Source organism: Brevundimonas alba (assembly GCF_011927945.1).
Taxonomy (GTDB): Bacteria; Pseudomonadota; Alphaproteobacteria; order Caulobacterales; family Caulobacteraceae; genus Brevundimonas; species Brevundimonas alba.
Genome location: NZ_JAATJM010000002.1, coordinates 512,390 through 531,928, shown reverse-complemented (window position 1 = coordinate 531,928; position 19,539 = coordinate 512,390). Strand labels below are relative to the sequence as shown.

Below are 19,539 nucleotides of genomic sequence, written 5' to 3'. Positions count from 1 at the left end.
TGGCGTATCGGATTCACGCGGCCTTCGCCATCCGCGCCTTGGTCAGGTCGTCATAGGCAATGAGATCGGCCGCGAGGGCTTCAAACTGGCTGAGCGGCACCATGTTCGGCCCGTCCGACGGCGCGTGGTCCGGGTCCTGGTGCGTTTCCATGAACACCGCGTCGACGCCGACGGCGACGGCGGCCCGCGCCAGCACCGGCACGAACTCCCGCTGTCCGCCCGAGGACGTGCCCTGCCCGCCCGGCTGCTGCACGCTGTGCGTCGCGTCGAACACGACCGGGCAGCCGATCTCGCGCAGCACCGGCAGGGCCCGCATGTCGCTGACTAGGGTGTTGTAGCCGAAGCTGGCGCCGCGCTCGCAGGCCATGACGTTCGGATTGCCGGCGCCGGTGATCTTGGCGATGACGTTCTTCATGTCCCAGGGCGCGAGGAACTGACCCTTCTTGACGTTGATGGTCTTGCCGGTCGCCGCGGCGGCCAGCAGCAGGTCGGTCTGGCGGCTCAGGAAGGCGGGAATCTGCAGCACGTCCACCGCCTGGGCGGCGATGCGGCAATGCTCCTCGGTATGGACGTCGGTCAGCACCGGCAGGCCCGTGACCTCCCGGATTTCCGCGAAGATCGGCAGCGAGCCTTCCAGGCCGAACCCGCGCGCGGCGGTCGCCGAGGTGCGGTTCGCCTTGTCGAAGCTGGTCTTGTAGATGATGCCGACGTTCAGCCGCTCACCGATCTCCTTCAGCGCATGCGCCATCTCCAGCGCGTGCTCGCGGCTCTCCAGCTGGCAGGGACCGGCGATGAAGACGATGCGCTGACCGCCGCCGATGCTCACCGGGCGCTGCAGCCCGTCATTGATGTCGATGATGGCATTCGGTTTGGACACGGCGCGATTCCCGGAAATGACTGCGGCTGGGCCCGCCCTTGCGGCGCCTGTAAGGCGATCAGGTGGCGTCGGACCCTCGGCTTGGCAAGCTACACGCCCCCGGACGCCAAGACCACCGGCCGGGAGGTGGCGGGGGATTGACGTTTTGCTTCAACCGACCCCACCTTCACCGTATGACCACGGTGACCGTCGACCGTGAAGAGGCCGCAGCCCGCCTGCCGCGCGGGCCCGGCCTGCTGTTGCGCCTGCTGGCCTCAAACTGGACCTTCGGCCGCCTGACCGTTCTGCTTCCCGGCGGGGCCCGACATGTGCTGGAGGGGACCGAGCCCGGCCCCGCCGCGACATTCGACGTCCACAACTACCGCTTCGCCGGCCGCGTCTTCGCCTCGGGCGATATCGGTTTCGCCGAGGGCTATATGGCCGGCGAATGGGACACGCCCAACCTCGCCGTGCTGATCGAGGCCCTGGCCCGCAACCAGGACAATTTCCGCCGCCTGACGGGCGGCCATCCGGTCATGAAGGCGGTCCACTGGCTGTCCCACCGGATGAACCGCAACAGCCGCTCGGGCTCGCGCAAGAACATCCATGCGCACTACGACATCGGCAACGCCTTCTACGCCGCCTGGCTCGACCCCTCGATGACCTATTCGTCGGCCCGGTTCAGCCGGCTCGACATGACGCTGGAGGCCGCCCAGCGCGAGAAATACGCCGCCCTCGCTCGCTCGATGGATCTGCGACGGGGCCAGTCGGTGCTCGAGATCGGCTGCGGCTGGGGCGGTTTCGCCGAGTTCGCTGCTCGGGAGGTCGGCGCCCGCGTCACCGGCATCACCATCTCGCGCGAGCAGTTCGACTTCGCGCGGCAACGCCTGTTCAACGCCGGTCTGTCGGAAAAGGCTGATATCCAGCTGATCGACTACCGCGACGTGACGGGCCGCTTCGACCGCGTCGCCTCCATCGAGATGTTCGAGGCCGTCGGCGAGGAGTACTGGCCCGCCTATTTCGGCAAGATCCACGACGTGCTGGAGCCCGGCGGCCGCGCCGGCCTGCAGATCATCACCATCGAAGACGCCGTCTTCGAAGGCTACCGCCGCCGGACGGACTTCATCCAGAAGTACATCTTCCCGGGGGGCATGCTGCCGTCCGAGCGGGCGCTTCAGCCGGTCGTCACCGCCGCCGGTCTCAGTTGGCGCACGGTCGATCGTTTCGGTCAGGACTACGCCGACACGCTCCGCCTGTGGGACGAACGCTTCCAGGCGGCCTGGGACGGCATCCGCGCCGCTAACGGCTTCGACGAGCGCTTCCGCCGCCTCTGGCGCTTCTATCTCGCCTATTGCGAGGCCGGCTTCCGCATCGGCCGCACCGACGTGATCCAGCTCGGTCTTTCCCGCGCCTGAGACGGCTCTAGAGTGGCGGCATGTCCGATCTCCCGCCGCTGATCTCCACCGCTGACCTCGCTGCCCGGTTGGGCGAGCCAGACCTGCGCCCCGTGGACGCCAGCTGGCATCTGGACGGCCGCGACGGGCGGCCGGACTTCGAAGTGGGCCGTATTCCGGGGGCGGTCTTCTTCGATCTCGAGGCCAGCTCCGACCCGGACAGCGATCTACCGCACATGCTGCCGTCGGCAGAGGCCTTCGCCGTCCGCATGGGTTCTCTGGGTCTGGGCGAGACAGACCACATCGTCGTCTACGACACCCTCGGCATCCGCTCGTCGGCCCGTGCGTGGTGGATGTTCCGCGCCATGGGCGCGCGGCGGGTGCAGGTGCTGGACGGCGGCCTGCCCAAATGGCTCGCCGAGGGCCGACCTGTCGAGAGTGGCGCGGCTGGACCGGTCGAGCCTGCAACCTTCGACGCCCGTCTCGATCCTGAAACGCTCGCCAGTCTGCAAGTCGTGCGGGAGGCTCTCGCCGGCGCCGCACAGGTCTTGGACGCGCGCGCCGCCGATCGCTTCGAAGGCCGCGCGCCCGAGCCCCGCGCGGGGCTTCGCTCCGGCCACATGCCCGGCGCACTCAACCTGCCCTTCCCCGCCCTCCTGAACGCCGACGGCACGATGAAGCCGCCCGCCGAACTGGAGGCCGCCTTCCGCGCGGCCGGGGTGGACCCGGACCGGCCGGTCGTGACCAGCTGCGGCTCCGGCGTCACCGCCGCCATCCTCAGCCTAGGCCTCGCCGTTCTCGGCCGCCCGTCGCGCCTCTACGACGGCAGCTGGGCCGAGTGGGGCGGGCGCGCGGACACACCAGTCGTCAGCGGACCCTAGGCCCCCGGCGCGACCGGCTCCGGCTCGCCCGCCGGAATGATCGCGTCGGTCTCTCCGCGCGACACTACGGTGGCCGCCACCAGATCGCCGGTGACGTTCAGCGTGGTCCGGCACATGTCGAGGAAGCGGTCCACGCCCAGGATCAGGCCGATCCCCTCCGCCGGCACCCCCACCATGGTCAGGATCAGGGCGATGACGGGCAGGGAGCCCGCGGGAACCCCGGCCGTGCCGATGCCGCCGAGGATGCAGACCAGCATCACCACCAGCTGCTGGCCGAGGCTCAGATCGACGCCGAAGAACTGCGCCAGGAACAGCACCGTCACGCCTTCGAACAGGGCGGTGCCGTTCTGGTTCGCCGTGGCGCCGACGGTCAGCACGAAGCGCGAGATGCGCCGCGGCAGCATCAGCTTCTCTTCCGCCGCCTTGATGGCGATCGGCAGGGTGGCGTTGGATGAGGCGGTCGAGAAGGCCACCACGAAGGGCTCGCGCACGCCGTTGGCGAACTTCAGCGGATTCATGCCGCCGAAGGTCCAGACCAGCAGCGGATAGACGATGAACATGTGGATCGCCATCGCGCCGATGGCCACGGCCGCATAGGCCCCGAGTCGCAGAAGCAGGTCCCAGCCGAACACGGCCGCGAGGTTGAACATCAGGCAGGCGATGGCGATGGGGGCCAGTTTGATGACGAGGTTGATCAGCTTCATCATCACTTCGAGCAGGCCCTGCAGGGTCTCCTGCAGACGATCCGTGGCGGGGCTCTTGGCCATCACCATGCCGATGCCGAAGATCAGGGCGAAGATCATGACCGGCAGGATCTGGTTCTCGGACGCCGCGGTGACGACGTTCGAGGGGATCATGTCGAGGAAGAACTTGCCCGCCTCGATCGACTTGGGCGCGTTGCCGACGATCGCCGATGCGCCCTCGGCGCCCTGCGCCAGCAGTTGGGCGGCCAGTTCGCGATCCACGCCGGCGCCCGGCTGGAACAGGTTGACCATGCCCAGGCCGATGCCCACGGCGATGGCGGACACCAGGATGGTGAAGGCCAGCGTCTTCAAGCCGACCCGGCCCAGCGACTTCAGGTCGCCCATCTCGGCCACGCCGACCGCGAGGGCCGCGAACAGCAGCGGCAGGACCAGCATGAACAGCAGACGCAGGAAGATTTGCCCCGCCGCCTGGATGATATCCATCGCCCAGGGCTGGACGACCTGTCCGGTCAGGTTGACGTAGAGCCCGCCGCCCAGACCGACCACAAAGCCCAGCAGCATCCACAGATAGAGCGGGATCCCGCCGCGTTTCGTCGTTTCCATGCTTCCCCCCGGCGCGCGGCCGATGTGTCGTTACCGGATCGGCAGGGCGTAGATCAGGCCGCCCGGCCGAGCGTTCCATTGTGCGTTGAGGCCCCGCGCCAGGTCGAGCGATGAATCGGGGCCGATGTTGCGATCGAAGATTTCACCATAGTTGCCCGTGGCTTCAATGGCGTTCTTCGCCCAGTCCTTCGACAACCCCATAGCCGGGCCGAAGTCGCCCTCGACCCCCAGCAGGCGCCGAATCTGCGGACTGCGCGATTCCTGCGCCATCGTGTCGGCGTTGTCGGCGGTGACGCCCAGTTCCTCCGCCAGCGTCAGGGCGTTCAGCGTCCAGCGTACGATCGAGGTCCAGGACTCGTCGCCACGCTTCACCGCCGGCCCCAACGCCTCCTTGGAAATCACGTCGGGCAGGATGGCGTGCTGCTCGGGATTGGACAGCAGGGTCCGCGCCGCCGCCAGGGCCGAGATGTCCGCGCTGAAGGCGTCGCAGTCCTCGCGCGCATAGGCGTTCCGCGCCGCCTCTTCGTTGGCCATGACCACGGGGCGGTATTCGATGCCGCGCGAGCGGAAGAAGTCGGACACGTTCAGCTCCGACGTCGTCGCCCGCTGCACGCAGATCCTCGCCCCGTTCAACTCGGCCGCGCTGGCCAGATCCAGCGACCGCCGCACCAGAAAGCCCTGCCCGTCGTAATAGTTGACCCCGGCGAAGCGCACGCCCTCGGTCACCTCACGCGACAGGGTCCACGACGTCGCCCGCCACAGCACGTCGACCCGGCCCCCGCGTAGCGCGTCGAACCGCTGGCTCGACGTCAGCGGCACGAACCGCACCTTGTCGGGATCGCCCAGAACCGCCGCGGCCAGCGCCCGGCAGAAGTCTACGTCGAAGCCGCGCCATTCGCCCCGGTTGTCGGTGTAGGCGAACCCGACCAGTCCCTCATGCACGCCGCAGTTCAGCCGCCCCCGCCGCTTGATGGCCTGCAGGGTCGGGCTGGAGAATTCAGGGGCCTCGGTGGCCGTCACGACGGGCTCGGCGGCGTTGCTGTCGCTGTCGCGATCGCCGCCGCCGCACGCCGCCGCCGTCAGCCCGAGGACCAACGCCACGGCCGTCGCGCCGGCCCTCCGCACCACCTGTGTCCGCATCCTGTTCCTCGCCCGAGCGATTCCAGACCTTGCGCCCCCGCCAGCTTTAGAGGCCTTTGACGGCTGAACCGCAACCCTCGACCGGCCCGTATGTCCGACCGTTCCGACCGCACCCGCCTGATCGCTTCCGCCACCCGCCGCGGCGCCGCCCGCCGTCCCGTCAGCCCGCCGGTCGAGCGCGCCTCGACGCTGCTCAACGACCGGCCCGGCGACATACGGGACGAGACGGCCGGCGCGGTCTACGGCATCGAGGATCTGTCCGCCGCCCGCCAGCTCCGCGCCGCCCTCGCCGATCTCGAAGGCGCCGCCGACGCCTGGCTGGTCCCCTCCGGCCTCGCCGCCGTCACCGTGCCCCTGACCGCCCTGCTCCGCCCCGGCGACGAGGTCCTCGCCACCGACGCCCTCTACGGCCCCAGCCGCCGCTTCCTCAATCGCCACCTCAAGGCGCGCGGCATGGCCACGGCCTTCCACGCCCCCGACGCCTCCGTCGAAGACATCCTCGCCGCGATGACCGGGCGCACGCGCCTGCTGCTGATCGAGTCGCCCGCCTCCCTGACCTTCGAACTGGTCGATGTCCCCGCCCTCGCCGCCGCCTGTCGCGAGCGGGGCGTGCTCACCGTCATGGACAACACCTGGGCCGCCGGCCTCGCCTTCCGTCCCCTCGCCCATGGCGTCGACGTCAGCGTCCAGGCGGTGACCAAATACGTCGGCGGCCACTCCGACCTGCTGATGGGCTCCATCGCCGCGGCTGACCCCGCCATCGCCCGCCAGATCGCCGAGACCATCGAGGACCTCGGCTGGCGCGTCTCGCCCGACGACGCCTGGCTGGCGCTCCGGGGCATCCGCACCCTGCCGCTGCGCTACGCCGAACAGGCCCGCTCCGCCCTCGCGGTGGCGGAGTGGCTTCAGACCCGTCCCGAGGTCGCGCAGGTCCTCTATCCGGCCCTGCCCGACGCGACCGGCCACGACCTCTGGCGCCGTGACTACACCGGCGCGGCCTCCATCTTGGGCCTGGCCATGAACGGCGGCTCCGAAGCCTCCGCTCATGCCCTGATGTCGGCGCTGGAGCTGTTCGGTCTCGGCTATTCCTGGGGCGGGTTCGAGAGCCTGATCACCCATGAGACCGGCCAGCTCGCCTTCCGCCGCGCCCCGCCGCAGCTCGTCGGCGAACTGCTCCGCCTGCATGTCGGCCTCGAGGACCCGGCCGACCTGATCGCCGACCTCGAGCGGGGCCTTGCCGCCTGGACAGCCGCTATCCGCTGAGCTTCGCCCGCGCCGCCTTGAGCTTCGTCTTCAGCGCATCGCGGTCCCGCGTCTGCCGGCGCGCCACCTCCCGCTCCCGCCGCTCCAGCGCCTCCCGCTCGGCCTCCAGCGCCGCCCGTTCATCCGCCTGCGCCTCGTCCAGCGCGGCCAGCTCGGCCTCCAGCCCCTCCACCCGCGCCCGCGCCTTCGCATCCGACTTGGGCTTCTCCGCCTTGGCCTTCGCCTTCGGCGCCTTCGTCCGCTCCACCTTGCCGATATCGACCGACAGGCCGCGCTCGATCAGCTCGCCGGGCGAGGCCAGCGCCGCCGCGCGGTCCGGGCCGACGTCGATCTCCCGCGCCGACCCGTCCTTGAACAGGTCGCGTTTGACGCCCCACGCCTCCAGCGCCTTGGCCCGCGACGACGCCGCCACCGTCCACGAATGAAAGCCGTCCGAATAGCAGAACACCTTCAGTTGCCGCGCCATGGCTCAGTCCAGCTCGATCCATGTCGGCGCGTGGTCGCTGGCCCGCTCACGCCCGCGCACCTCCCGGTCCACGCCGGCGTCGGTCAGCCGCTCCGCCGCCGCGGGGCTCAGCAGCAGATGGTCGATCCGCAGCCCGGCGTCCCGCTCCCACGCCTGCCGGAAATACTGCCAGAAGGTCCAGGGCGGCGGATCGGCCGGGTACCGCTCCCTCAGCGCGTCCGTCCAGCCCTGCTCCAGCAGGCGCGCGAACGCCGCCCGGCTCTCCGGCTGCAACAGGGCGTCCTTCTTCCACGAGCGGCTGTTGTAGATGTCAGCTTCGGTCGGCACGACATTGTAGTCCCCGGCCAGCACCACGGGCGCGCCCGTTTCCAGCAGCCCCGCCGCATGGGCGTTCAGCCGCTCCATCCACGCCAGCTTGTAGTCGAACTTCGGCCCCGGCTGCGGATTGCCGTTCGGCAGATACAGCGACGCGATCAGCACCCCGTCCACCGCCGCCTCCAGATACCGGCTCTGCACATCTTTCGCATCGCCCGGCAGCCCGCGCCGCGTCAGGACGGGTTCCGCGTCCCTCGAGAGGATGGCCACGCCGTTCCAGCGATGCTCGCCCTGCCAGATGGCGTGATAGCCGGCCGCCTCGATCGCCTTCGCCGGAAACTGCGCGTCCGTCGCTTTCAGCTCCTGCAGGCAGACGACGTCGGGCTTCGCCTCCTCCAGCCACGCGAGCAGATTCGCGAGCCGGGTGTTGATCCCGTTGATGTTGAAGGTGGCGATCCTCACCCGCCCACAACGGCTCCGGTCAAGGCAGGTTGCCGTGCCGAACCGTGGCGCGCCCAGCAGGACTCGAACCTGCAACCGTCCGCTTAGAAGGCGGGTGCTCTATCCGGTTGAGCTATGGGCGCCTTTCCAAGGCAAGTAGCGCGGCGCGGTACGGGCGCAAACCCCGCCGCTCAAGCAGCGAGCGCCCGCGGCGCGAGCGTTAGCGCCCCTTGGGACTCAGTGCGTCCACGAGACCTTGCGGTTGGTGGCGAAATTGTCGGCATAGGCCTTGATGATCACCGGCGGCTCATGCGGCTCCTGCAGGCGGAACGGAATACCGTAGCGCTCGGCGTAGGCGATCGCCTCTTCCTTCGAATCGAAGTCGAGCCGCACCTGGCCGTTCATGTCCGCCGAGCTGGTCCAGCCCATCAGCGGGTCGATGGTGCGCGCCGACGCCGGCTCGAACTCCAGCCGCCAGTGTCTGGTATTGGCCTTGCCCGACTGCATGGCGTTCCGGGCGGGGCGATAGATGCGGGCGAGCATGGACGAACCTCTTCTGACCGGCCGTCGCCGGACCGTCCGGCTCTAGAAGCCTTCCGGCCGTTGATCAAGACAGCCGCCTGCGAACCCGGCGCGCGGGTCGGCCGTTCCATGCGTCTCTGGATTGCGCGTCGGAACTCTGCCGACCACCTCTGTCGGCCATCGGACACAGGAACCAATCCACGGCCACGCTGTTCACAGCGCGGGTTGGGAGGACATCCTGTGATTGCAGACGAGTACAAGGGCCGCGGCCGCCGCGCGCGCGTGGCCGGCCGGGAACAGCGAGGCGGCTTCGTCTATCGCCTGTTCATGAGGTGGTTTTCGGCGGCGCGCTTCCGGGCCTGACGGCCCGCCACCGCCACCGGTTCATTCTGGTCGGGGCGAGAGGATTCGAACCTCCGACCCTCTGCTCCCAAAGCAGATGCGCTACCAGGCTGCGCTACACCCCGATCCAGAGCGGCGGTCTTTGCCACGCGCCCGCGCGCACGGCAACGCGCGAAGGCGTCTATTGCGCGAAGAAGGGGTGACGGATGCGGTCGCCGGGCTTGGCGCCGATCTGATCGGCCCGTCCGCCGCGAATTTCCAGCACCCCCGCCGCGGGTCCGTTCGACGGAAGCACGGCGTCCGAGTTCGGCGTGGCGTTCTTCGCGATCGAGACGATGCGGCCGTAGGAGTCGATGTAGATGATGTCCAGCGGGCTGGGCGTGTTGTGCATCCAGAAGCCACGCTCGGCCACATCCGGGAACTCGAACAGCATGCCGCGATCGTCGGCCAGCGGCTCGCGGTGCATCAGGCCGCGCTGGCGCTCCATATCGTCGTCGGCGATCTCGACCAGGAAGTCATGCTCGCCGGTCGAGGTGACCACGGTCAGCGCCTCCATCGGCTCGCCGTTGGGCCCCTGGGCCGTTCCCGCGCCCGCGCATCCGGCCAGCAGCACCAGACCGGTCAGGCCGGCCAGAAACCCACGACGAACCAACATCATTGCACCCTCAGGACCGTTTCACCGCAGATTGCGCCGATCGGCGCATGCCCGGCAAGTCGCCGCGCGGCTGCAGCTTACAGCCGGTCGCGTTGGATGGGGAGGCCGATCAGGCCGTCGGCCGGATTTCCGCGACCACGAGGCCCTTGGGTCCCTCGGCGAACCGCACTGACACCGCCTCGCCGGGCAGCAGATCATCCAGGCCGCAGCGCCGCAGCGTCTCGACATGGACGAAGATGTCGCCCGGGGCGCCGTCGCGAACCACGAAGCCATAGCCCTTGGTGCGGTTGAACCATTTGACGACGGCCATCTCCATTACGCCGCCGCCTTCGACCGGCGCCTGAACCCGGCTGTCGCGGCGCAGTCCGTCGAACGCGCCCCGGCGCGGCGCCAGCGCGGCCTCGGGATCGCCCTCGCCCAGGTCGTGAACCTCGGTAACCTGCCAGCCCTTGGGCCGGCGAGCGCAGTCGCAGGTGATCGGCGCGCCCTCGGCCGCCGTGTCGCGACCGCTGTCGCGCAGGCTCGAGATGTGCAGCAGCACGTCCTTCATGTCGGTCAGGCTGGCGTCATCGGGCACGATGAAGCCGTACCCCTTGCCGGGATCGAACCATTTCACCCGGCCGGCGATGCGCACCGTCTCGACCGTCTCCACGCCCTCGTAGTCCGACACAGTCTTCCCCCTGTCCGCGATCCGTGCGGACAGGCTTGTTTAACACGGTTCTGTGAATGGCCGAAAAGGCAAAAATGTCCATTTCTCGCGCCGGAGCGAACATTTCTTGCAACTGATGCCTGCAAGCGTCGTCTGCACAGACGCGGCAAGGCCCGCACAGGCCTCAACGAGGGTCGCGGGTTCGGCTGACGATGTGGGGGAATGAAGCCCCCGCGCTGGCAGTCCCTAGGGGAGTCGAACCCCTCTTTTCAGGTTGAAAACCTGACGTCCTAACCGATAGACGAAGGGACCGCGGCGCGGGGAAGCGGCGATATAGCCGCCGATTCCGAAGGGTGCAAGCGGCTTTGCCGTAGAAAAACGACCGGACGGTCGAGGTTTACGCCATCCGCGGATCGGCGACGTCCTCGATCTCCAACTGCACGCCCCGCCGCCCGTTCCAGTCGTCCGCCTTCAGCCGGCCGGCGACGCTCAGACCGCCCTGCCCGCTCATCAGCGCCTTGCCCGACGGCAGGTCGGCGCAGCGCCAGGCGATCGCCTTGACCGAGGCCCCGTCGGCCCCGACCAGCCGGCAGCGCACATGGCCGCCGGTCATCGCCACCGGCTCGCGCACCGCCACATGCTCCAGGGCGAACAGAGGTTCCGGATTCGCCGGTCCGAACGGCGCCAGCTGCTCGAATTGTTCGAACAGCGCCCGGCTCGCCGCACCCGGATCGATCAGGGCGTCGATCTCAACCCCGTCCAGCGCCTCCGCCGCCGCCTGCTCTCCGGCCATCCGCTCGTTGAGAAAGTCGCGCAGCTGGCCGATGCCGTCCGCCCGGACCGTCAGCCCCGCGGCCATGGCGTGGCCGCCCCCGGCCATCAGCACGCCGGCCTCCCAGGCCGCCTGCACCGCACGGCCAAGGTTCATGCCCGGCTGGGACCGGCCGGAGCCCTTGCCGATTCCGTTCACGGCATCGACCCCGATGACCACCACGGGCTTGCGCCAGCGCTCCCGCAGCCGCCCGGCCACGATCCCGACGACGCCCGGGTGCCACTCGTCGCCCTCGATCACCACCACGGCCGAGCCGTCGGCGTGGGCGCCTGAGGCTTCGACGATCCGGGTCGCCTGCTCGGTCACCTGCCGCTCGACCTCGCGCCGGGCGATGTTGAGGGCGTCCAGTTCCTGCGCCAGTTCCCGCGCCTCGTCCGGGTCGTCGGTCGACAGCAGCCGCGCGCCGAGGTCCGACTTGCCGATTCGCCCGCCGGCGTTGATCCGCGGCCCGAGGATGAAGCCCGCATGATTGCTCTTGGCCGGTCCCGGCTCGCTCCCCGCCGCGGCCAGCAGCGCCCTCAGGCCCGGATTGCCCCAGTCCGACATGACGCGCAGCCCGAGGCTGGTCAGCGCCCGGTTGAACCCCGTCAGGCCGGTGACGTCGCAGATCGCCCCCATGGCCGCCAGATCCAGCCACTGCCGGATATCCGGCTGCTCGCGGCCCTCGAACATCCCCCGCCGCCGCGCCTCGCGGTTCAGCGCGGCCAGCAGTACGAACACCACCCCGGCCGCCGCCAGATTGCCCTGCCCCGAGTTGCAGCCCGGCCGGTTCGGATTGACCACGGCGGCGCAGACCGGCGGATGCTCGCGCATCATATGGTGGTCGATCACGACGACCTTCAGCCCGATCGCCGCCGCATGGGCGACGGCCTCGTTGGCGGCCGCTCCGCAGTCGACTGTGATGACCAGATCAGCGCCCGAAGCCTTGAGCGTGTCGAACGCCCGCGCGCTCGGCCCGTATCCCTCCGTCACCCGGTCCGGCACATAGATCGGCAGATCCGCGCCCATGGCCCGGAACCAGCGCACCAGCAGGGCTGCGCTCGACGCGCCGTCCACGTCGTAGTCGGCGAACACATGGATCGAAGTCCCTGCCTGCAGGGCGTCGAGGATCGCCTCCGCCGCCGCGTCCATGTCCATGAAGCTCGACGGATCGGGAAACAGCGCCTTCAGCGTCGGCGTAAGGAAGTCCGCGCCCTGATCGGCCCGCACACCGCGCGCCGCCAGCGCCCGCGCCAGCGGCTCCTCGAGGTTCAGCGCCTGCATATGGGCGCGGATCAGCCCCGCCTCGGCCGGCCTCTGCCGCCAGACGCGCCCGGACAGCGAACGGGAAACGCCCAGGAAGGCAGGCCCTGGGATCGTCCCCCCGTCGGCCATCAGAGAGGCCGTCGCGTGTGGATGCGCTGGATTGTCCGGGTCGAGGAATCCATCACCAGCGTATGGGTCGTGACAAAGCCGTCTCGCACCAGCACGCCGTCCAGCATCGCGCCCTTGGTCACGCCCGTGGCGGCGAACACCGCGTCTTTCGATACCAGTTCGTGCAGATCGTACTTCCGGTCGAAATCCTTGACGCCTGTGCGCTCGGCCCGGGCCCTCTCATCGTCGTTGCGGAAGATCAGACGGCCCTGGAAATGGCCGCCGACGCATTTCAGCGCCGACGCCGCCAGCACGCCCTCCGGCGCGCCGCCCGATCCCAGATACAGGTCGATGCCGGTCTCAGGCTCGGCCGTGTGGATCACGCCGGCCACGTCCCCGTCGGTGATCAGCACCACCTTGGCCCCGACCTCGCGCAGGGCGGCGATCAGCTCGGCGTGGCGCGGCCGGTCCATGACGCAGACGGTGATGTCGCGCGGATCGACGCCCTTGGCCGAGGCCAGCGATCGCACGTTGTCCTGAGGCTTCATGTCCAGATCGACGGTGCCCGGCGCATAGCCCGGCCCGATGGCGATCTTGTCCATGTATGTGTCGGGGGCATGCAGCATGCCGCCGCTCGCCGACATCGACAGCACGCACAGGGCGTTGGCCATGGCCTTGGCCGTTAGCGTCGTGCCTTCCAGCGGGTCCAGCGCGATGTCGATGGCCGGGCCTTTGCCGGTGCCGACCTTCTCGCCGATGTAGAGCATCGGCGCCTCGTCGCGCTCGCCCTCGCCGATGACGATCTTGCCGTCGATATCCAGCGCGTTCAGGGCCGTCCGCATGGCGTCGACGGCCAGTTGGTCGGCCTGTTTCTCGTCGCCGCGGCCGATCTGGGCGTAGCTGGCGATGGCGGCCAGTTCGGTGACCCGCGCGGCGTCTGCGGCCAGCGTGGAGGCGTAGGGGGCCGAAGCGGCCATGGGCGTTCTCCTGAGACGATGATCCCGGGATTCTGTCGTCCCGGCGACCTTTGGTGTGGTTTAGCGGCGCGGAACCGGCGGCGGCGCCCGTCCGCGCTCGCGGGTGCGCCGTGCGAACTCTTCGATCTCGGCCGCGGTTTCCTGCGTCACCGGCGCGACGGGCGTGGCGTCGATCCGCGCCTGCACCCCTTGAGCGAACGCCGCCGGGTCCTCGTTCAGCGTCCACTCGATGCGGGACACCTCGCCCGTCAGCGCGCCGCCCGTCACCCGCAGGGTGTTCACCTGCGCCGCGATCTGCGCCGGCTCCGGTTCCGGCTCCAGCGACTTCGGGAAATCGGCCCAGCGCGGGTATTCGCGATTCGCATCGACCAGCGCCTGAACCCGCGGCGCGACCGGCGAGGTCGGGTCCGTCTCGGGGTTGAACGCGCCCACGCAGGCCGTCAGACCGCCCGTGGCGACGGCGGCGGTAAGAACCGCTGCGAATTTCCGTATCGGCGCGTTCATGTCAGGGCCGGTCATATGCCATGATGGCGGCGGGCGGAAGGGCGACAGCCGCGCCCTGCGACCGATCCTGACGTCTCCCGGAGCTTCTGAATGGCCAAGCGTCCGACCACTCCGCCTCCGGTTCCCGCCGCCGACGCCCCGCGCCCGGCCCGCAAGTCGGGCCGCCCCACCTCGGCCAAGCCGCCGCGTCCCCGCGCCGCCAAGGCCGCCGCCGCCGAACAGCCCGCCCCCGCTGCGGCGCCCGGGCCCGCTCCCGAACCGCCGCAATCGACGGAGCCATCGCCCGGCCCCGCCTTCGCCTTCCCCGGCGAAGAGCAGCGGCAGATGATCGAGACCCTGTCGCTGAATCTGGCCAAGGCCGCCATGACCGCCCAGTCGGCCATCGCCGAGGCCGCGCTGGCGCAGGCCGACCGCCCCGCCGCCCTGTCGCCCGACCCGTTCAACGTCGGCCCGGCCATGACCCAGGTGATGACCGGCCTCGCCTCCCGCCCGGACAAGCTGTTCGCCGCCCAGGCCGACCTGTTCAACCGCTATATGGACCTGTGGGCCTCCACGACCCGCCGCGCCGCCGGAGAAGAGGTCTCCGCCCCGCCCTCGAAGGACAAGCGCTTCAAGGACCCCGCCTGGTCAGAGAACCCCATGTTCGACGTCATGCGCCAGTCCTATCTGGCCACGGCCGACTGGATGAACGGCCTCGTCTCCAGCGTCGAGGACATCGACCCCCGCACCAAACGCCGCGCCGAGTTCTTCACCAAACTGCTGACCGACGCCTTCTCCCCTTCCAACTTCCTCGCCTCCAACCCGGTCGCCCTCAAGGCGCTGGCCGAGACGAACGGCGAATCGCTGGTGAAGGGGATGCAGAATTTCGCCGCCGACATGGAGCGCGGCGCCGGCAAGCTGAAGATCAGCCAGGCCGACTACGGCCGCTTCGAGGTCGGGGTGAACGTCGCCACCGCCCCCGGCCAGGTCGTCTGGCGCGACGAGCTGTTCGAGCTAATCCAGTTCGACCCCGCCACCGACAAGCAGCGGGCCACGCCCTTGCTGATCTTCCCGCCCTGGATCAACAAATTCTACATCCTGGACCTGCAGCCCGAGAACTCGATGATCCGCTGGCTGTCGAGCCAGGGCTTCACCGTCTTCGTCTGCTCCTGGGTCAATCCGGATGTCGACAAGGCGGGCTACGGCTTCGACGACTATCTGCAGAAGGGCATCTACCGCGCCGTCGAAAAGGCGCTGGAGCAGTCGCGGGCCGACCACATCAACACCGTCGGCTACTGCATCGGCGGCACGCTGATGGGCGCGGCCCTGGCCCATATGGCCGAACACGGCGACGACCGCGTCACCGCCAACACCTTCTTCGCCGCCCAGCACGACTTCGCCGAGGCCGGCGACCTGCTGCTGTTCACCGACGACCACTGGCTGAACGAGATCGAGCAGCAGATGGACGCGGCCGGCGGCGTCCTGCCGGGCGCGGCCATGGCCGACACCTTCAACGCCCTGCGCGCCAACGACCTGATCTGGTCCTTCTTCGTGTCCAACTATCTGATGGGCAAGGACCCGCCCGCCTTCGACCTGCTGTTCTGGAACGCCGACCAGACGCGCATGCCCAAGAAGCTCCACATGGACTATCTGCGCTCCATGTACGGCCAGAACGCCCTGTCGCAGGGCCAGTTCGAGATCGGCGGCATCCACGCCGACCTGTCCAAGATCCGCATCCCCCTCTACTTCCAGGCCAGCCGCGAGGACCACATCGCGCCGATGAATTCGGTCTATCGCTCGGCCCGGGCTTTCCGGAACGCCGACGTCACCCTGACCCTCGCCGGGTCCGGCCATATCGCCGGCGTGGTCAATCCGCCGTCGGCGAAGAAGTATCAGCACTGGATCAACCCGGCCCTGCCCGACACGCTCGGCGAATGGCAGGCGGGCGCGGAGGAACATCCCGGCAGCTGGTGGAACCACTGGGCCGAATGGCTCCACGCCCGCTCCGGCGACTGGATTCCCGCCCGTGATCCGAACAAGGGCCCTCTGCCCGCGATCGAACCGGCCCCCGGCTCCTATGTGAAGGTGAAGTCTTGAAGCGCCTCGAACCCAATCTCCTGCTGGCGCTCTCGACCGGCTTGGCGCTGATCCTCGTGGTCGTCACGACCAGCTTCTACGGCGCCTCGGTGCAGCTGGCGCGCAATCTGGTGCTGGCGGCCGCCTGTTCGATCGGCTTCGTGCTGCTGAACCCGCCGCTCCTCAAGATGATGCGCATCAAGCCGCGACCGCCGATGATCCATCGCGACAGTCCCGGCACGGCCGTCTGGGCCGGCATCTTCCCCATGGCGGTCGTCCTCGCCGCGGCCATTCCGGTCTTCTGGCCGGGCCACGACTATGGACTGCTGGTGATCATCGCCGCCGTCTGGTTCGGCGTCACCCTCGAGTCGGCCATCAAGGCCTCCTGAGCCCTCAGGCGGCGACGAACTTCAGCGCCACGCCGTTGTTGCAGTAGCGCTTGCCGGTCGGCCGCGGCCCGTCGTCGAAGATATGCCCCTGATGCCCCAGGCAACGGGCGCAGTGGTATTCGGTGCGCGGGATGCCGATCTCGAAGTCGGTCTTGGTGCCGATATTGGAGGCGATGGCGTCATAGAAGCTCGGCCAGCCAGTCCCGCTGTCGAACTTCCACTGCGACCGGAACAGCGGCAGGTCGCAGCCCCGGCAGACGAAGGTTCCGCGCCGGTGCTCGTCGTTCAGCGGACTGGTCCCCGGGCGCTCCGTCGCTGCATGCCGCAGCGTCTGATAGCTGGCCGCCGGCAGTCGCGCCCGCCACTGGGCGTCGGTCAGCCGCCGGAACGGCGAACTGGCGTATTGCGCTTCCGATGCATCCGCGGGTCCCGGCGTACAGGCGCTCACGGCGACCGCGCCGGCGGTCAGCATCAGGTGTCGGCGGGAAAGCTGGGTCATGACGGTGATACGTCGGAAACCCGCCGGCGGTTTTCAATCCCGTCTCACCTGCGGCGAAAGGGTCAGCCCAGCCCGGCGCCCTCGTTGAGCCCGAGCATCAGGTTCAGGTTCTGCACCGCCGCGCCCGACGCCCCCTTGCCGAGGTTGTCCAACAGGGCGACCAGCCGGACCTGCTCCCCCGACCGGTCGCCGAACACATGCAGCCGCATCCGGTTGGTCCCGTTCAGCCCCTCCGGATCGATCCCGGTCATGGCCTCGGTCGCCTCCAGCTCCGCCACCTCGACGAACCGCGCGTCCGCATAGGCCTCGGCCAGCGCCCCATGCACCACCTCGACCGACGGCGAGCCCGGCAGGGCTCCCAGATGCAGCGGCACCTCGACCAGCATGCCCTGGCGATAGGCGCCGACCGCCGGCGCGAACAGCACCGGCCGCTCCAGCCCGGTGTGCTTCGTCATCTCCGGCACATGCTTGTGCTTCAGCGTCAGGCCATAGGCCCGGAACGGCTCCGCGCCCGCCTCGAACTCGGCGATCATGGCCTTGCCGCCGCCGGAGTATCCAGACACCGCATTGACCGTCACCGGCCAGCCCGCCGGGATGATCCCCGCGCTGACCAGCGGCCGGACCAACCCGATGAACCCCGTCGGATAGCAGCCCGGGTTCGACACCCGCGTCGCACCGGCGATCTTCTCCCGCTGCCCCGGCGCCATCTCGGCAAACCCGTAGGTCCAGGCCGGATCGACCCGATAGGCGGTCGAGGCGTCGATCACCCGCACCCGGGGGTTCTCGATCATAGCCACGGCTTCCCGCGCCGCGTCGTCAGGCAGGCACAGGATCACGGCATCTGCGCTGTTCAGCGACTCCCGCCGGGCCTCCACGTCGCGCCGCCGGTCGCCCAGCAGGATCAGCTCCAGATCTGCTCGGGCTTCCAGCCGTTCGCGGATCTCCAGCCCTGTGGTCCCGGCCTCGCCGTCGATGAAGATGGTGTGGGTCATGCGAACACCTGTGAGACGACAAACAGAACGACAGCCAGCGGGAAAACGAGGAAGCCGCCCAGGACTGCGACGGCGAGCCAGAACTTCACCGGCTGACGCACCCGGCGAATGGATGGCGCTAGTCCGGGGCCCGAGACTCCGAACTCGCCGGTCCTGAGGGTTCGTATCAACCAGAAGCCGCCACAAGCGACGATCAGTCCGCAGATCGTGGCGCCGAAGATCAGGGCAAGGCCGAGCGGCATACGAGCCTCCAAAGAAAAAGGGCGCTCCGGTTTCCCGAAGCGCCCCCAATCCATAACCGCTTTCGCGATCCGCTTAGCGCTTCGAGAACTGGAAGGACTTGCGGGCCTTGGCGCGGCCGTACTTCTTGCGCTCGACGACGCGGGCGTCGCGGGTCAGGAAGCCGTGCGGCTTCAGGACCGGGCGCAGCGCCGGCTCATAGTGCGTCAGGGCGTGCGACAGGCCGTGGCGGATGGCGCCGGCCTGGCCGGACAGGCCGGAACCCTCGACCGTGCAGTCGACGTCGAACTGGGTGGCGCGGTCGGTCACTTCCAGCGGCTGGGCGATCATCATGCGCAGGATTTCGCGGGCGAAATACTGCATCTGATCCTTGCCGTTGATGGTGATCTTGCCGGTGCCCGGCTTGATCCACACGCGGGCGATGGCGTTCTTGCGCTTGCCGGTTGAATAGGCGCGGCCCTGGGCGTCCAGCTTCTGGACGTAGACCGGGTGCTCTTCACCCACGCCGGGGGTCTGCATGCCCTTGAGGGCGTCGAAGCCCGTCAGGGTTTCGGTCGGCGCGGTTTCGGCAACGGCGGTTTCGTTGGTGACGTCGGTCATGCTCAGACGCTCCGGGTGTTCTTGGGAGAAGCCGACTTGAAGTCGATCGTCTCGGGCGACTGGGCTTCGTGGGTGTGCGCGGCGCCGGCGAACAGACGCAGGTGCGTCATCTGCTTGCGGGCCAGCGGGCTTTCCTTGGGCAGCATGCGCTCAACGGCCTTCTCGAGCACGCGCTCGGGGAAGCGGCCGTTCAGCACCTTCTCCGGGGTGGTCTGCTTGACGCCGCCCGGGTGGCCGGTGTGACGGTAGTAGATCTTGTCGGTGTTCTTCTTGCCGGTGAACACCACCTTGTCGACGTTGGTGACGACGACGTAGTCGCCGCAATCGACGTGCGGGGTGTAGTCGCCGCGGTGCTTGCCGCGCAGACGGTTGGCGATAAAGGTCGCGAGACGGCCCACGACGACGCCTTCGGCGTCGATATGGATCCACTTCTTCGTGACCTCGGCCGGCTTCAGCGAAGCCGTGGTGCTCTTCAGCATGACGAGGGTTCCTGGGGGAGACGAACGGAGTGCCCCTCCCGTGACCGGGCTGAGCGGAAGGCGCGCTGATAGAGGAACCGGCAGGGAAGGTCAATGCGGGTTGTGGGGCGCAGGTGCGGCTATATAACGGTATTTATTGAGCAATCTGGAAGCGGTATTAAAATACCATACTAACCGTGTCTATCTCCTCCTTCGTCATCTCCCGGCGAGCGCAGCGAGACCGGGGGACCCAGCGGCGCCGAAGGCGATCTGTTCAGGCAGGCTGTGATCAGCGCGCTCCCGGCAGGGTCGCGCTGGCGCGCGCCGCTGGGTCCCCCGTTCGCGGCGCCGAAGCGCCTTGCCGGAGGATGACGAAAGCCGGGGCGAGGCCATGACGCTGTGCCTACAA

21 protein-coding genes and 3 tRNA genes are annotated in these 19,539 nt (G+C 69.0%); 5 read left to right on the top strand and 19 right to left on the bottom strand.

The window, feature by feature from the left end:
- Window positions 1-13: 13 nt before the first annotated feature.
- Entirely contained in the window at window positions 14-877 is an 864-nt protein-coding gene (gene kdsA / locus GGQ87_RS13130) for a 3-deoxy-8-phosphooctulonate synthase (RefSeq protein WP_425339283.1), read from the bottom strand.
- Between the two features lie 173 nt (window positions 878-1,050).
- Between kdsA and GGQ87_RS13125 the strand changes: the two genes are divergently transcribed.
- Both GGQ87_RS13125 and sseA read left to right on the top strand, forming a co-directional pair.
- Window positions 1,051-2,271: an SAM-dependent methyltransferase gene (locus tag GGQ87_RS13125; RefSeq protein ID WP_168048470.1), complete on the top strand. Its 1,221-nt coding sequence runs from the start codon at window positions 1,051-1,053 to the stop codon at window positions 2,269-2,271.
- Window positions 2,272-2,291: 20 nt separating this feature from the next.
- Window positions 2,292-3,131 carry a 3-mercaptopyruvate sulfurtransferase gene (gene sseA / locus GGQ87_RS13120; protein WP_168048468.1) on the top strand — a complete coding sequence of 280 codons (840 nt, stop codon included), beginning with the start codon at window positions 2,292-2,294 and terminating at the stop codon, window positions 3,129-3,131.
- Here the strand turns inward: sseA and GGQ87_RS13115 are convergent.
- Window positions 3,128-4,438: a dicarboxylate/amino acid:cation symporter gene (locus tag GGQ87_RS13115; RefSeq protein WP_168048466.1), complete on the bottom strand. Its 1,311-nt coding sequence runs from the start codon at window positions 4,436-4,438 to the stop codon at window positions 3,128-3,130. The genes sseA and GGQ87_RS13115 overlap by 4 nt on opposite strands.
- A gap of 30 nt (window positions 4,439-4,468) precedes the next feature.
- Window positions 4,469-5,539 carry an amino acid ABC transporter substrate-binding protein gene (locus tag GGQ87_RS13110; RefSeq protein ID WP_342448365.1) on the bottom strand — a complete coding sequence of 357 codons (1,071 nt, stop codon included), beginning with the start codon at window positions 5,537-5,539 and terminating at the stop codon, window positions 4,469-4,471.
- A gap of 129 nt (window positions 5,540-5,668) precedes the next feature.
- Between GGQ87_RS13110 and metC the strand changes: the two genes are divergently transcribed.
- Window positions 5,669-6,841: a cystathionine beta-lyase gene (gene metC / locus GGQ87_RS13105; protein ID WP_168048462.1), complete on the top strand. Its 1,173-nt coding sequence runs from the start codon at window positions 5,669-5,671 to the stop codon at window positions 6,839-6,841.
- On the opposite strand, the gene GGQ87_RS13100 is transcribed toward metC, so the two are convergent.
- The 11 genes from GGQ87_RS13100 to GGQ87_RS13050 form a co-directional block, all read right to left on the bottom strand.
- Complete coding sequence (locus tag GGQ87_RS13100) at window positions 6,831-7,307, bottom strand: hypothetical protein (protein WP_168048460.1); 477 nt, start codon at window positions 7,305-7,307, stop codon at window positions 6,831-6,833. The genes metC and GGQ87_RS13100 overlap by 11 nt on opposite strands.
- Window positions 7,308-7,310: 3 nt before the next feature.
- On the bottom strand, window positions 7,311-8,084 hold the full coding sequence (locus GGQ87_RS13095) for an exodeoxyribonuclease III (protein ID WP_168048458.1): 774 nt from the start codon (window positions 8,082-8,084) through the stop codon (window positions 7,311-7,313).
- A 45-nt stretch (window positions 8,085-8,129) separates the two neighbouring features.
- Window positions 8,130-8,206 (bottom strand) — tRNA-Arg (locus tag GGQ87_RS13090).
- A 94-nt stretch (window positions 8,207-8,300) separates the two neighbouring features.
- Window positions 8,301-8,606: an ETC complex I subunit gene (locus GGQ87_RS13085; protein WP_168048456.1), complete on the bottom strand. Its 306-nt coding sequence runs from the start codon at window positions 8,604-8,606 to the stop codon at window positions 8,301-8,303.
- A 369-nt stretch (window positions 8,607-8,975) separates the two neighbouring features.
- A tRNA-Pro gene (locus GGQ87_RS13080) sits at window positions 8,976-9,052 on the bottom strand.
- A 56-nt stretch (window positions 9,053-9,108) separates the two neighbouring features.
- Entirely contained in the window at window positions 9,109-9,582 is a 474-nt protein-coding gene (locus GGQ87_RS13075) for a DUF192 domain-containing protein (protein ID WP_245161599.1), read from the bottom strand.
- Window positions 9,583-9,691: 109 nt separating this feature from the next.
- Window positions 9,692-10,252, bottom strand: coding sequence for a cold-shock protein (locus tag GGQ87_RS13070; RefSeq protein WP_342448364.1), 561 nt, complete (start codon window positions 10,250-10,252; stop codon window positions 9,692-9,694).
- A 216-nt stretch (window positions 10,253-10,468) separates the two neighbouring features.
- Window positions 10,469-10,543, bottom strand: a tRNA-Glu gene (locus GGQ87_RS13065).
- An 85-nt stretch (window positions 10,544-10,628) separates the two neighbouring features.
- On the bottom strand, window positions 10,629-12,437 hold the full coding sequence (recJ, locus tag GGQ87_RS13060) for a single-stranded-DNA-specific exonuclease RecJ (RefSeq protein WP_209282564.1): 1,809 nt from the start codon (window positions 12,435-12,437) through the stop codon (window positions 10,629-10,631).
- Window positions 12,437-13,393 (bottom strand): class II fructose-bisphosphatase, encoded by a 957-nt coding sequence (glpX, locus tag GGQ87_RS13055; RefSeq protein ID WP_168048451.1) that lies wholly within the window; start codon window positions 13,391-13,393, stop codon window positions 12,437-12,439. The genes recJ and glpX overlap by 1 nt, the downstream gene beginning before the upstream one ends.
- 60 nt (window positions 13,394-13,453) lie before the next feature.
- A complete protein-coding gene (locus GGQ87_RS13050) occupies window positions 13,454-13,897 on the bottom strand; it encodes a hypothetical protein (protein WP_245161597.1) in 444 nt (147 codons plus the stop codon).
- 90 nt (window positions 13,898-13,987) lie between these two features.
- Here GGQ87_RS13050 and phaC point away from each other — a divergent pair, with 90 nt between their 5' ends.
- Together phaC and GGQ87_RS13040 are read left to right on the top strand one after the other, a co-directional pair.
- On the top strand, window positions 13,988-15,973 hold the full coding sequence (phaC, locus tag GGQ87_RS13045) for a class I poly(R)-hydroxyalkanoic acid synthase (protein WP_168048447.1): 1,986 nt from the start codon (window positions 13,988-13,990) through the stop codon (window positions 15,971-15,973).
- Entirely contained in the window at window positions 15,970-16,341 is a 372-nt protein-coding gene (locus GGQ87_RS13040; protein WP_168048445.1) for a hypothetical protein, read from the top strand. Before phaC ends, GGQ87_RS13040 begins: the two co-directional genes overlap by 4 nt.
- A gap of 4 nt (window positions 16,342-16,345) precedes the next feature.
- Here the strand turns inward: GGQ87_RS13040 and msrB are convergent, their stop codons facing one another.
- The 5 genes from msrB to rplM form a co-directional block, all read right to left on the bottom strand.
- Window positions 16,346-16,840, bottom strand: a complete 495-nt coding sequence (msrB, locus tag GGQ87_RS13035) for a peptide-methionine (R)-S-oxide reductase MsrB (protein WP_168048443.1) — start codon at window positions 16,838-16,840, stop codon at window positions 16,346-16,348.
- A 62-nt stretch (window positions 16,841-16,902) separates the two neighbouring features.
- Window positions 16,903-17,832: an N-acetyl-gamma-glutamyl-phosphate reductase gene (argC, locus tag GGQ87_RS13030; RefSeq protein WP_168048441.1), complete on the bottom strand. Its 930-nt coding sequence runs from the start codon at window positions 17,830-17,832 to the stop codon at window positions 16,903-16,905.
- A complete protein-coding gene (locus GGQ87_RS13025) occupies window positions 17,829-18,074 on the bottom strand; it encodes a hypothetical protein (RefSeq protein ID WP_168048439.1) in 246 nt (81 codons plus the stop codon). The genes argC and GGQ87_RS13025 overlap by 4 nt, the downstream gene beginning before the upstream one ends.
- A gap of 73 nt (window positions 18,075-18,147) precedes the next feature.
- Entirely contained in the window at window positions 18,148-18,672 is a 525-nt protein-coding gene (rpsI, locus tag GGQ87_RS13020) for a 30S ribosomal protein S9 (RefSeq protein ID WP_168048437.1), read from the bottom strand.
- A 2-nt stretch (window positions 18,673-18,674) separates the two neighbouring features.
- Window positions 18,675-19,151: a 50S ribosomal protein L13 gene (gene rplM, locus GGQ87_RS13015; RefSeq protein WP_168048435.1), complete on the bottom strand. Its 477-nt coding sequence runs from the start codon at window positions 19,149-19,151 to the stop codon at window positions 18,675-18,677.
- Window positions 19,152-19,539 lie beyond the last annotated feature (388 nt).